General features: G+C 60.6%; 16 protein-coding genes. 7 read left to right on the forward strand and 9 right to left on the reverse strand.

The window, feature by feature from the left end; genetic code table 11:
- Positions 1–85 precede the first annotated feature (85 nt).
- The 4 genes from HTIA_RS14845 to HTIA_RS14860 all read left to right on the forward strand — a co-directional run bounded on the left by HTIA_RS14845 (position 86) and on the right by HTIA_RS14860 (position 3,678).
- Positions 86–466 carry a cupin domain-containing protein gene (locus HTIA_RS14845; protein ID WP_008524608.1) on the forward strand — a complete coding sequence of 127 codons (381 nt, stop codon included), beginning with the start codon at positions 86–88 and terminating at the stop codon, positions 464–466.
- 2 nt (positions 467–468) lie between these two features.
- On the forward strand, positions 469–1,482 hold the full coding sequence (locus HTIA_RS14850) for an aldo/keto reductase (protein WP_008524610.1): 1,014 nt from the start codon (positions 469–471) through the stop codon (positions 1,480–1,482).
- Between the two features lie 115 nt (positions 1,483–1,597).
- Complete coding sequence (locus tag HTIA_RS14855) at positions 1,598–2,200, forward strand: flavodoxin (RefSeq protein WP_008524612.1); 603 nt, start codon at positions 1,598–1,600, stop codon at positions 2,198–2,200.
- Between the two features lie 113 nt (positions 2,201–2,313).
- Positions 2,314–3,678: a restriction endonuclease gene (locus tag HTIA_RS14860; RefSeq protein WP_008526069.1), complete on the forward strand. Its 1,365-nt coding sequence runs from the start codon at positions 2,314–2,316 to the stop codon at positions 3,676–3,678.
- A gap of 13 nt (positions 3,679–3,691) precedes the next feature.
- Here the strand turns inward: HTIA_RS14860 and HTIA_RS14865 are convergent, their stop codons facing one another.
- Positions 3,692–4,264 (reverse strand): hypothetical protein, encoded by a 573-nt coding sequence (locus HTIA_RS14865; RefSeq protein ID WP_008526068.1) that lies wholly within the window; start codon positions 4,262–4,264, stop codon positions 3,692–3,694.
- Positions 4,265–4,471: 207 nt separating this feature from the next.
- On the opposite strand from HTIA_RS14865, the gene HTIA_RS14870 reads away from it, so the two are divergent.
- Complete coding sequence (locus HTIA_RS14870; RefSeq protein WP_008526067.1) at positions 4,472–5,335, forward strand: hypothetical protein; 864 nt, start codon at positions 4,472–4,474, stop codon at positions 5,333–5,335.
- A 22-nt stretch (positions 5,336–5,357) separates the two neighbouring features.
- On the opposite strand, the gene HTIA_RS14875 is transcribed toward HTIA_RS14870, so the two are convergent.
- The 3 genes from HTIA_RS14875 to HTIA_RS14885 all read right to left on the reverse strand — a co-directional run bounded on the left by HTIA_RS14875 (position 5,358) and on the right by HTIA_RS14885 (position 6,687).
- Positions 5,358–5,753: a DUF7567 family protein gene (locus tag HTIA_RS14875; protein WP_008526066.1), complete on the reverse strand. Its 396-nt coding sequence runs from the start codon at positions 5,751–5,753 to the stop codon at positions 5,358–5,360.
- A 73-nt stretch (positions 5,754–5,826) separates the two neighbouring features.
- Positions 5,827–6,192, reverse strand: a complete 366-nt coding sequence (locus tag HTIA_RS14880; RefSeq protein WP_008526065.1) for a DUF7568 family protein — start codon at positions 6,190–6,192, stop codon at positions 5,827–5,829.
- Positions 6,193–6,195: 3 nt separating this feature from the next.
- Complete coding sequence (locus HTIA_RS14885) at positions 6,196–6,687, reverse strand: hypothetical protein (protein WP_008526063.1); 492 nt, start codon at positions 6,685–6,687, stop codon at positions 6,196–6,198.
- A 399-nt stretch (positions 6,688–7,086) separates the two neighbouring features.
- Here HTIA_RS14885 and HTIA_RS17265 point away from each other — a divergent pair, with 399 nt between their 5' ends.
- Both HTIA_RS17265 and HTIA_RS14895 read left to right on the forward strand, forming a co-directional pair.
- Positions 7,087–8,523 (forward strand): hypothetical protein, encoded by a 1,437-nt coding sequence (locus HTIA_RS17265; RefSeq protein WP_008526061.1) that lies wholly within the window; start codon positions 7,087–7,089, stop codon positions 8,521–8,523.
- An 8-nt stretch (positions 8,524–8,531) separates the two neighbouring features.
- Positions 8,532–9,353 (forward strand): ABC transporter ATP-binding protein, encoded by an 822-nt coding sequence (locus HTIA_RS14895; RefSeq protein WP_008526059.1) that lies wholly within the window; start codon positions 8,532–8,534, stop codon positions 9,351–9,353.
- 63 nt (positions 9,354–9,416) lie between these two features.
- On the opposite strand, the gene HTIA_RS14900 is transcribed toward HTIA_RS14895, so the two are convergent.
- The 5 genes from HTIA_RS14900 to HTIA_RS14920 form a co-directional block, all read right to left on the reverse strand.
- A complete protein-coding gene (locus HTIA_RS14900) occupies positions 9,417–10,088 on the reverse strand; it encodes a hypothetical protein (protein WP_049938224.1) in 672 nt (223 codons plus the stop codon).
- A gap of 504 nt (positions 10,089–10,592) precedes the next feature.
- Positions 10,593–10,937, reverse strand: a complete 345-nt coding sequence (locus HTIA_RS14905) for a hypothetical protein (protein ID WP_008526056.1) — start codon at positions 10,935–10,937, stop codon at positions 10,593–10,595.
- Positions 10,937–11,284 (reverse strand): winged helix-turn-helix domain-containing protein, encoded by a 348-nt coding sequence (locus tag HTIA_RS14910; RefSeq protein WP_008526055.1) that lies wholly within the window; start codon positions 11,282–11,284, stop codon positions 10,937–10,939. The genes HTIA_RS14905 and HTIA_RS14910 overlap by 1 nt, the downstream gene beginning before the upstream one ends.
- Before the next feature lie 124 nt (positions 11,285–11,408).
- Positions 11,409–11,804, reverse strand: a complete 396-nt coding sequence (locus tag HTIA_RS14915) for a hypothetical protein (protein ID WP_008526054.1) — start codon at positions 11,802–11,804, stop codon at positions 11,409–11,411.
- Between the two features lie 132 nt (positions 11,805–11,936).
- Positions 11,937–12,332: a DUF7567 family protein gene (locus HTIA_RS14920; RefSeq protein ID WP_008526053.1), complete on the reverse strand. Its 396-nt coding sequence runs from the start codon at positions 12,330–12,332 to the stop codon at positions 11,937–11,939.
- Positions 12,333–12,372 lie beyond the last annotated feature (40 nt).

Here is a 12,372-nt window from a genome sequence, read left to right on the forward strand (position 1 = left end):
TTCAGAGACGACGGGAGTTAAATACGGTTTCCAGATAGCATCGAAGTCTTGGATATCAAACCCGCAATTCGCATACGTACAAAATATGGATGTGACAAACGTTCCGTCCGCTGATAGAGAAGAATCCGATCACCCGGTCCAAGTGACGACGGCGCTCGTTTCGGATGGTGTTTCGAGCGAGTTCGACGGGAATACCGTCCGCTCGGTGGAAGTTACGTTCCGACCGGGAGAACGAACCAAATTCCACACGCATGCTGGCGTACAGGTGTTGTACGTCACTGAAGGCGAAGGAATCGTCGCGACCCGCAACGGAGAACGTGAGGTCTCGGAGGGCGACCTGATCGTCTTCGAGCCTGATGAAGAGCACTGGCACGGGAACACACGGAATGCCGATTCGCCGTTCAGCCACCTCGCCTTCATGGCTGAACCGGATGGATCTGAAGTAACTGCCCTCGAAGAACCATAACCATGGAATACACGACTCTCGGTTCGACCGGAATGGAGGTCAGCCGCATCTGTCTCGGCGGGATGAGTTTCGGCGTGAGCGACTTGCACGACTGGACGCTCGACGAGGAGGGCTCGCGCGAGATCATCGAACGCGCGATTGACCTCGGTATCAACTTCTTCGACACGGCCAACGCGTACTCGAACGGGGAGTCCGAGGAGATCATCGGGGACGTTCTCGGAGAGTACGACCGCGACGAACACGTCGTCGCCACGAAATGCTACTTCCCCACGAACCTCTTCTCCGATGCAGACGAACCACACCCGAACGCGTCGGGACTCTCCCGGAAGACTGTCGAGCAAGAACTGGAGAATTCGCTAGACCGACTGGGGATGGATACCATCGACCTCTACCAGATCCACCGGTGGGACTACGAGACACCCATCGAGCAAACGCTGCGTACCCTTGATGACGCAGTTCGACGCGGGAAGGTTCGATACATCGGCGCGTCGTCGATGTGGACTCACCAGTTCGCCGAGGCACTGTACACCAGCGATCACCTAGATCTTGAACCGTTCGTGACGATGCAGGACCACTACAACCTCGTCTACCGCGAAGGCGAGCGGGAGATGTTCCCCTTCTGCGAGAAAGAAGACATCGGCGTCATCCCGTGGAGTCCGCTCGCACAAGGATACCTCACCCGCCCCCACGAAGAGATGACGACGACGACCCGCGGCGAAGAGCTCACCGAGACGCACGAGGAATACCGGATGGGCGGCGGACCGGCCGTCAACGAGCGTGTCGAGGAACTCGCTGCGGAGAAGGGGGTGACGATGGCACAGCTCTCGCTGGCGTGGTTACTCCACCAGGACGTCGTTGATGCGCCGATCGTCGGCACCACGAGCGTCGAACATCTCGAACAAGCCGTCGAAGCACTCGATATCGACCTGACGGATTCAGAGCTAGAGTACTTGGAAGAACCGTACGAGCCCCTGCCGATTGCTGGCGCTCCTGTCCCTGGGTCGGAAGCCAACTAGCGCCTCAGTAATCTGAGGACTCAGTCACTCCACAATGAGAGAGAATACCCTACGTACTTCGAACGATTCAGAGATCGATAGAACGAGTCGGCGAAAACTGCTAGGGGCAGCTGCAGTGGCAGGCGGTGGCTTCCTTACGGGATGCATACACCAGAGCGGGTCCGAGACGGAAGCGCAGACTACCCCCTCCCAAACTGCGGATGAGAACAGCGTCCTGATCGTGTTTTTCTCTCGTACGGAAAACACTCAGGCTGTCGCTGAAATCATTCAGCAAGAAGTGGGTGGAGAGCTGTTCGAAGTGTTGCCGGCAGACCCGTACCCCGTCGATTACGACACGCTCGTCTCACAGGTAGACCAAGAAAACGAAGAGGGGTATACACCGCCTCTCCAATGCAACGTGGAGGATATCGAGGCGTATGACACCGTGTTTTTCGGTGCCCCGACGTGGGATATGCAGTTGCCACCGCCGATGAAGACCTTTCTGAATGAACACGATTTAGGCGGGAAAACTGTGGTCCCCTTCAATACGAATGGTGGGTATGGCGTCGGGAGTAGCTTTCAAACGATCGAAGATCGCTGTCCCGATGCCGACGTACGGGAGGGCTTCTCTACTCGGGGTGGGTTGGAGAGAGATGGTGTGTACTTGGCAATCCAAGACGATCGGAGAGAGGAAGTCAGGACGGAAGTGACGGACTGGTTACAGAGGATTCAGATGTAACCTCAGCCTTGCCGGTCCCGAGGCCGCACCCCTCTCAGGGGTTCAACAAACAAGACGGCGTAGCGTTCGGCAACGTATTTGGCAGTCGCAACGTACTGTCCACATAATTGAGGATGGCTGTACTGGACGATCTCTCGGGGTTCGAGTTCGAGGACGTGATGGAGGACGTGTTCCGGAACCTCGGCTACGAGAACGTCCGCCAGGCCGACCGCACGGCTGACGAGGGTCGCGACGTCATCATGGAGGAGGTCGTCGACGGCACGCGGCGTGCGATCATCGTCGAGTGCAAGCACACGGGGACGGTCGGGCGGCCGGTCGTCCAGAAGCTCCACTCGGCGATCGCGACGTTCGACTTCGACGGCCCCAAACGCGGAATGGTCGTCACCACCGGCCGGTTCACGAATCCCGCCCAGGAGTACGCAAACCGACTCCAGCAGAACGACGATCCACATCCAATCGAGCTGCTCGATGGCGAGGACCTCCGGGAGATCGCCGACGAGATCGGCCTCGACCTCTACAACGGTCGCATCGAGATTCTCTGCGACGAGACGCTCCGCCCGTACGACCCTGCCGCCGACGTCGACGCGCCGGTCACGGAGGCGTTCCGCGACATCGAGAACATCGAAGCCGCCGACCTCCCAGAACCGCACTCATCGGTGACGTTCCGCCCGGTGGTCGCGGTCACCGCGGACACGAACGCCGTCTTCGAGACGTCGGTGGGCGTCATCCACCGGATCAACGACCGGACCCGATTCGTCGCCCACGCCGAACGCGGGCAGCCGCAGGTCGTCGACGAGGATGTCGCCACGCTGGTCACCGAGAACCTCCACGCGACGGTCGAACTCGACACCGAGCAGTTCGGAGAGGTGTTCGACGACGTCGAAGAGCGCCGTTTCGGGCAGACTCAAACGGAGTACAAGGAATGGGCCGTCGAGCGGCTCCAGCAGCACCACACAACGACGGTGACCTACACGGGCGACAACAACGTCACGTACAACAAGACCTGTGAGCCGAACCGCTCGGACATCTCTGTCCAGTCGATCGAACCAGTGTACCTCCCTGAGGTTCGGCACACGACTGACCTCCAGGAGTACACCTACCCCTACGAGTACTACGCGGCAGGTCCGTCACGAGTGACAGACGAGGATGGCATCCACCGCTGCGTCCATTGTGACACGAGCGGCCGCGACGAGATGTACACCTACTGTCCGAGCTGCGGGGCCATCGCCTGCTCCAGTCACATCAAAACGGAGCGGCTGGAAGGCGAGCCGGTCTGTACGGGCTGTGCGAGGACGGAACGGTTCGCGCTGAAGACGAAGTACTTCTACGACGAGGAAAACCTCGAAGCGTTCCGCGAGGAGTACGCCGCGATGCCGCTTCACGAGAAGGCGATGGAGAACAAGTGGCTGGCCGGGGGAAGCGTTGTCGCGACGCTGCTGGTCGTCGTCGGCCTTCTCGTCATCGGCGGCATCATTTAGACCGGTTGCGTTCTCACGCAGGCTCGGCGACCATTTCTTCGAGCGCGTGCTCAAGCGGGCCGTGGAACTGCCAGCTGGCCCGCTCGAAGGCTTCGTCGGTCGGCCCATCCCAGCGCGGGAAGGCGGAGTGACCACTCACCTTGACGGTCCACTCGGACGGCTCTTCGAACGGGTTCCGGGTCGGGAGCTCGACGACGTAGAGGTACTCCTCGTCGCCGTGGATGCCGTCGGCTGGGTTCTCGACGCCGTGTCCGAGCAGGAACATCGGCTGGTCGAGGTGCTCCATATTGTCCGGGTCGAGGAGATCCGAGGGTTGGTCAGCGTGGATGCTCCGATCACGCGCTTCGTCCACGTAGAGGGTCATCGTCGAGAGCGTGTCGAGGAACAGGAACTGGGCAGCGGCGTATGCAGGCCCGCGCTCTGTTCGTGTCTCGTCGAGCAACTCCTTCAGCTGGACAAGGTCACGGAGGACGCTGTCGGGATAGCCATCCGAGTGGCGGTAGATTTGTGCGATTCGGTCGGTATCGGACTGTTCGTCTGCGGGCTCGCTCCGTTGGATGAATCGGAGTTGACTTCGTGTCGACATCGATCACCGCCGGCGCGTGTGCGCCGGCACCCATCGCCGGCGCAGAAACAACTTCTCCTGAATCGAGTGGAGTCGCTGGAATCTCGCCGAATGGCTGTCACTGGACAACTTAAACCCGGTTAAAAATGGATTCCGAAATTCGCAAGATGGCAGTCGGGCGGGGTCCTTGCTCGGAAACTGATACTGTTCCAGCCCAAAGGTATGCGTATGTCATCGGAGTCCGAGAGGAGCTCACCGCTCCCCGATCCGGATGAGATTGCCAGGCGGGCCGAACGGCAGCGTAGTCTGTACGAGGAAGCCGCCGAGAATCCAGACCGGGTGGTGCCAGCGATGTTCATTGAGGACTGCGCCCGGTGCGAAACGCTCGCCGACAAGCGGCGTCGTGAGGGCTTCTATAAACACTTCTATCGGACACTCCCCGATCGAGAGACGGCGAAGCTGTCCAGCGACGATCTCCCTGAGGAGATTCAGTCTGCTGCGCCTGTTCATCGTGCAATCGATGATACGACTCTCGAGGACGAGAGCGCTGACGTGGCCTCCGTCTCGGAGCTGTGGGAGCAGATCGGTACTGGTGAGCACCCGGGCAAGCTGTGTCAAGCTCCGCTGGTCCACTACATCGACCGTGAGGACTGCTATATCCACGCAGAACCAACGCGGGTCGGCTTCAGCTATGGTCTCCCCGTGTTCGTGTACAAACGCCGGCAATCGGACAACCACTACGGAGTCTTCTTCTCCAGTGAGAAGGCGTATCTGTGGCTCTGTGGGTGGATTCTGCACGCCAACGGATTCTTTGACCCGAAAGAGTTCATTCCATCACTCTACTTCTTGAAGGCTTCGGACCCATCCACAGTTGCTCCTGAGTTGGTGTCCAAAACAGAAGATCTCGTGTTTCGTAACGGATTCCCCGGCGTAGATGCGCCCGAAATCACAGACCTGCCGGACGGGGTCAATCTGTACCAATTCCCGTACAGCAAGGACACGTATGCGGATCAGTTTGCTCGATGGCGCCGTCTCTACTTCGACGAGCGAACCCCTCGTGGGTGCGGAGACTGCGACGTGTGTCGGGCGTAAATTCACCGCCTTAACGCGTGACCTACGCCAGATGCGACACCTCTGATGGTTCCTCGAGGTCGTCGAACTCGCCGCGCTCGACAGGTTCCCAGTCCTCACCCGGCTCTGGACTCCACCAGTCGACCTTGTAGGCGCCCGGTGCACCGAGGATCTTCACGCGCGCCGACCCATCAGGCAGGTCGCGGCGCAGTTTCTCGTCGACGTGGAGGTTCCAGGTCGTGGTAGAATCGAAGCAGGCGAGCACGGCCTCCTCGTAGCCGCGCGTCTCTCGGGATTCCTGGAGTTCGACCTGGGTGTTGCAGTTCTTGCAGAACACCCCCTCGAACGGGATGTGAGTGAAGACCTCCTTCCCGCAGACGGGACACCAGAGGAACTCGAACAGTGCCTCGCTGTGTCGGTCAAGTACTTCGAGACTCATTGGTTGACTCACCCGGTCGTACCGGGCCAACACCTCGTGCCCGGCCGAAAAACAGCGCCCACCGCTCACTCACTCACCGTTCGGCACCGTAGACGATGCGTGAGGGGGCTTCGTACCCACAGTCGGGGCAGTCGTACCATCGCTGGATTTTCGCCCCGTCTGCTGCCTTCTCGCCGACGCGAACGTCGTTGTTCGGACACTCCGGGCAGCTGAGGTCCGGGGCCGGCCGCTCCCGGAGTTCGTCACGGAACGACGTCGCGTCCTTCGTCTCGTATCCCCGCGACCACACCGGATAGCCGTCGACGAGGATTGCCCCGCGCCACTTGTACCGGTAGGAGTCCGGCGCTCGATGCAGGACGGCTCGCGCTCCGGTCTCGGTGTTCCGATACGCAAGCGTTGGCGATCGGCTCTCCCGCCGCCAATTAGTGATGCGAGGCATTGGTTAGAAGTGGACGTCAGCGGGCACGATCCAGAGCTCTTCACTCTCCTCGAGGAGTCGATCCAGTTGGCCTCGATGTCGAATGCCGCTGCCGTGTTCGTCGTACAGGAAGACAGAGGGCCCGTCGTACGCGCCGACCTGGTGGAAGGCGTGTCGGGCGAGGTCCTCGTCACGCATGATGTCCTCGTCGCTGCGTTCGTCGATGGCCTCTTTCACCCGGTCGAGATTCCGCTGGAACTCTTCCTTCGTGGCGTCCCAGCTTCGTTCGAGCAGCTCTTCGCCCTCGTCGGATTCCACAGCGGCTGCTACCGGGAGATCGCCCCAACGGGCTGATCCAGCGACCGTCGTGTCCTTCTCGTCGAAGCAGACGTAGTAGTCGAAGACAGCACCTGCGTGTGGCACGGCGCCGACGAGTCGATCGAACACCGTCTTTCCGCTGGCGAGTGCGTCGTCTCGTGTCGATGCCTCTACGAGCGTGTAAATGACCATGTGCATCGGTGTTCACCTCGGTCTGCCGACGCACACGACTCCGCTCCGCGTCACTGCTTAGTGCGCCGGCACCCATCGCCGGCGCAGAAACAACACAAGCAGTGACAGTGCGCAACTAGAGGATTGTACACCAGTTGGGAAAAGAGTTCAAACAGTCAGTCGACGCCGAACACCCTCTTATATCAGTTCGCAGGAGTACGTCTCACTATGGCCGGAGGGAGTTTGCGAATCGCGCGTGCCGAATGGACGCGTCACCGGCGGGAATTCGGAACTCCACTAACAGGACGTCCCGTCCTGCTGGTCGCAGTCGCCGCAATCACTCTCGTCCTCGGATGGCTCGCTCACTCACTAGGGCGTGACCTCACCACGGGACAACCGCTTCCATACGAGCTATTGAGCCTTCTCGTGAGCGTCACATTCGTCTGGATGGCGTGGCGGAGTTCCCAGTACACGCACGCTCGATTCGAGCGGCTGAGCCCGGATCCACTGTTGACGACCGTTCCCGCGAGGACGGCCACCCTGGGACTCCTAGGATTCGTCTACGCTCGGCTGATCACCACGCTCGCCCTGCCGACGCTCGGCGTCGCGGTTGGAATCGCGGTCGGCCTCCGGTCACCGACGGTTGGTATCACGGTCCTCGTGGCGATTGCGGGCATCGCTTCGCTCGCCGTGGCACTTGGAACCACGAGCAGACTCGCCGCCCGCCTCGTCGCACTGCGACTCACGCGAGTTCGCGTCTACAGGGATATTCTCATTGTGTTCGGCTGGATCCCGCTCATGATTGGCTTCATGATCCTTCAGGAGCTGTCGATATCGCTCGCCCCGTTACTCGCGGTGTTCGGCGCGTTGCCGCTTGCGTGGTTCGTCGATCTGGCGCTCCTCGGTAGTGTGGAGTCCTCGTTCGGATCGGTCGGTCACGCGTTCGGCGCGCTTGGGCTCCTCGTACTCACGGTCCCCGTCCTCGTGGCCGGATCAACCGTCTTCGCGCGCCGGATCTGGGAAAGCGAACCGGTCAGTTCGGTCGGATCGACGGGATCGAGCGGCTCTCACTCTCTCCTCAAGGAAGGGGTACTGGAGCGATTCGTCGGTGATCGCATCCCGCGTGCCGCGTACACCGTCGCTCGGGAACGATGGCTGCTGGAGCGGCGCGGTCCACGTGGCCTGTTGATGAGCGGCTACGTGGTGTTTCTCGTCGGAATGTTCGGGTTTCCGGCAGTCGCTATCGGTGGCGGCGGGCCGAACGGCTTGCTGTTGTTGTTCGCGGTCGGCCTTGGCATGATGGCTGGAATCGCATTCGCATCTGCCCCGATCGGAACGGAATACCGGACCTTGCCGATGCTGTTCACGACGGTCGATGGACAACAGTTCGCTGGCGGCTTGGTGCTGGCTGCCACCACCGTCGGTGCGCCACTCGTCCTGCTCGTTATCGTCCCGCTCGGCATTAGTAGCCTCGTCGGGACCATCCAGACGATCGTGATAGCCCTCGTCGGCGTTACAGTGTCGACGTGTACCGCATCCGTGGCGCTTGCGATCGGTATGGGCGTGGAGCGCTACGACTATACCCCCATGTCATCATTCTTCACTGACATTCCCGTATATGCGGAAATCGGACTGAACGGATTCCTTCGGCTCGGATCGATATTCGCTGTCGTGACGCTTGTGACCGTCCCGGCATTTCTGGGAAATGCCCCACCCGTCTACGAGCGTGTCGAAGCGCTTGGCATCCCGGCCCTCGGGGTCCAGATCGGCTCTCTCTTTCTGACGCTACTACTCGTCGTTGCAGTCACGAGAATCGCCTTCCGAATAGCAGTGCAGCGGTTCCGCGACTATCAAATCGGGTGATCCAGACTATGACCAACAGTCCGAACGAACCGACGACCGCAACCGAGCACGAAACCGATACGGGGACGGGTGACCGTCGCGCGATCGTCACTGACGACCTGACGAAGGAGTACGGGGAGACGACGGCCGTCGACAGCCTCGATCTCACCGTCGAACATGGGGCAGTGTACGGGTTTCTCGGCCCGAACGGCGCGGGGAAGACGACGACGATCAGGATGCTCACAGCGTTGCTGCCACCGACCAGCGGGTCCGGACGCGTCGCCGGTGCGTCGATCACCGACCGCGAGGCAGTCATCGATCACATCGGCTACTTGCCCGAGTCACCGCCGATCCACGAGGAATTCACTGCCCGCGAGCAACTCGAATACCACGGCGGGTTACGCAACATGGATCGGAGTCAGATCGAAGAGCGCATCGAGACGCTGCTCGGCCGATTCGACCTCACCGACGCGGCCGATGACCGGATCGCAACGTATTCCAAGGGGATGCGACAGAAGACAGGGCTCATCCAGGCGATCATGCACGACCCCACAGTCGCGTTTCTCGATGAACCGACTGCTGGCCTCGACCCCCGGGCAGCACGGACCGTCCGTGAGACGATCACCGAACTCGCTGCCGGCGACATGACGGTCTTTCTCTCGACCCACATCCTTCCTGTCGTCGAGGAAATCGCTACTGAGGTCGGGATTCTCTACGACGGCCAGCTCGTTGCAGAAGGACCGCCTGCAGAGCTGAAAGACCGCTTGGAAACCAGTGAAGACAGCACTCTCGAAGACGTCTTCCTGGATGTCACAACGGAGGAACCGAGCGCAACTGACAGCACTAGGTAGTGGAGGGTGTTGAGAGCGATCAGTTCGTAGCGATTCACAATCGTTGGTTGGTACGGCCCGGAATCACCGAGCTGCAGCGAGCAGGCGGACGGGCCTGGTCAGCCGGCGGCCAAGCCGGCGGATCTCACCTCGTTTGCCGGCGTAGGTATCGTCGTGGACGTACCCGGCGTCAGTGGCAGTCGCCCTGGCGTCGTGTTCCAGGAACTTGAGGGCAGTCTCGACGCGGCGTTCCCCGATGTCGGTCCGTTCAGCGACCTCGCCGACCGTCAGGGGGTGGTCCGCTGCACGGAGTTCCTCGTGGACGAGTCGCGTCACCTGCATCGTCAGCATGGCCTCACCGGCGTCCGCGTCCTCGAGCCCGAGGTCTGGGCGGTCGGCGGCCGCGTCGATCCCCGTCCAACGGGCGACCGCGCTATCGAGCGCCAACCAGGGGCCGGCGAGGAGGGCGACGGCAGCGAGGACGCGTCCGGCGACGTTGCCCTCGCCGGAGAGCCAGAGCACCGTACCGCCGACCCCGAGAACGCAGCCGACGCCGATCCAGACCAGACGCCGGTCGAGCATCTCGGCCTCCATCGCAGCGCTCAGCACGCCCGCGAGTGCCGCCAGCGCACCGAGATACGCGACCTGCCAGAGATCGTCGCTGACCACGGCGAGCGCCACGAGAACGGCCAGTATGGCAGCGACGGCCCGGGGCCGGAATTCCTCCCGGAGTGCGTCGACGAACTCTTCGTTCACGTCCACAAAATGTATTGAAGACAGCATAAATCTCTCGCTCGGGCGAAGTCACGACGTTACTGGAGAGCGGTTCGTGACGACCTCGATGGTGCTAGGGTTTCTGCTCCGTTGGACTATGGTGAGACGGGCCTTGTTTAGACGCAGCGAGGATTGGACGAACCGGTCGCTATCCGATAGACGAAATCGAACAGAGAGGCTCTCACAGACTGATCCTGTTCATCCGACACAGACACCAGCCTCCGTTATCGGGGGCGTCGGCCTTGTTTAGACGCGGTGTAGATCAGACGAAACGGTCTCTATCCGAAGAACGAAATCGAACAGAGAGGCTCTCATAGACGATCCTGTTCAGCCAACACAGACACTAACCCACGTTATCGGGAGCGTCTAAACAAGGCCGGTGAGACGGAACCAACGAGATATAACTCACTTCTTTTGATACGTATTGCCGGTCTCTCCGGAGAGCTGCGTCACAGAAGCAGACGCGTCAATTTCTGTCTTCCCGGATTATCGAGGGGGGCTCGGAACCACAAGGAGAGAATAGAGGAGGGTACACAGGCCAATGATTTCGCTGATTCTGCTGAGAAGCGGGAGATAGAACGTATAGACCCGCGACTGGAAGCCGATACTCTGGCCGAGCGAATTGATCCCGATCGAGAGGGCCATCGGGACGACAGTGATGAGGCAGAGGCCCACCGCGAGGTACAGCATTCGTGTGCTGTTGTTCCGGCGGTAGCCCGAGTAGGCGTGAAACACGATGAACAGCGCCAGTCCCGTCGCGATCAGCGTCGCCGAGAGCAATAGGAGATACTCGGATTGGGGCTGCACGCCGCCCATCTGTAGTGCCGTCATCACAGGCCCTCCCACATCTCGGTAAAGCGGTCGGCGAGGTGTCCGGTTGCTCGCTCGGCGACCGTAATCTCGAACCCGTCGTCGGTGAGCCGAACCGTGAGTTCGTCCAATCGCGCTTCGTACATGCTGTAGTGGTTCCCGTCGGGTTGCGGTACCCGTCGTTCCGCGAGGAGCCCGCAGTCGACAAGGCGCTCCGCACGACGATACACCGTGGAAATCGAGATGTCACAGGCCTCACTAAGTTCCTTTGCGGACATCGCATCGTCTCGCGTCCGCCGGAGGATCTCCTGGGCGTAACTGTCGTCAAGGAGCGCGAGAATCTCGTCGGTGTCCGGTTCATTACCCACGCGTACCCTCTCCTGTGTCACTCGTGCTCCTTGGAGTTCCCGGCGAGGGACACGATTGAGTGCGACACCTACGCTCATTTCGGACGCTCCAGGGACAGATCATTCATTCGTCGCCAGATGTTAGTCACGAGGTTTGGTGGACGCGCTTAAATAGCGCGGCGGTGCCAAACTGGAGGACGACGGTCACGAGGTACGCGATGATACCGGCGTATGGACTCTCCACGAAGGTCAGGGCGAGCTGGTAGGCACCGATGAGAATTCCCGACGTAACGAGCGCCGCTGAGATCGTCCACACGACGGCGGCACCGCCAGAGTACGTAATCGGCCAGTACTGCTCATAGGCGTGCGGGATGTGCGTCGCGATCGCAAGTAAGAGTAGAAAAGATGCGGCAAACGAAACCCCAGTCCGGTACAACGGGTAGATGGTGAGCAGCGCCATGAGGACGGAGACCACGCTGACTGTGAAGTCCTTTGTCAGCTCTGCTTTGAGACGTGTCCCCAGCGACGTGTCGTTTGCCATACGTCACTCTATGGAGCCACGGATGAAGGTGCTTGTGTGGATTCGCTGAGCCAGCGAATCTCCGATCGGTCGAGGAGACGGAGACTGCGAAGCCTGTCGAGCGGAACAACACTCCAGTCCCTTTCGCGGACTCTACGCCAGATGCGACACCTCGTCTGGCTCCTCGACATCATCGAATTCGCCACGTTCGACCGGTTCCCAGTCCTCGCCCGGCTCTGGACTCCACCAATCGACCTCGTAAGCGCCCGGTGCGCCAAGAATCTTCACGCGTGCCGACCCATCCGGAAGATCGCGACGAAGCTTCTCGTCGATGTGAAGGTTCCAGGTCGTGCTTGTATCGAAGCAGGCGAGCACGGCCTCCTCGTAGCCGCGTGTCTCTCGGGATTCTTGGAGTTCGACCTGTGTGTTGCAGTGCTTGCAGAACACCCCCTCGAACGGGATGTGGCTGAACACCTCGTGTCCACAGACTGGACACCAGAGGAACTCGAACAGTGCTTCGCTGTGACGGTCGATAACTTCCAGACTCATCTGTGAATCTGGCCCGATTGAGACGGGCCACCCATCCCGG

It is taken from the genome of Halorhabdus tiamatea SARL4B, from assembly GCF_000470655.1.
In the GTDB taxonomy this organism is placed as follows: Archaea; Halobacteriota; Halobacteria; order Halobacteriales; family Haloarculaceae; genus Halorhabdus; species Halorhabdus tiamatea.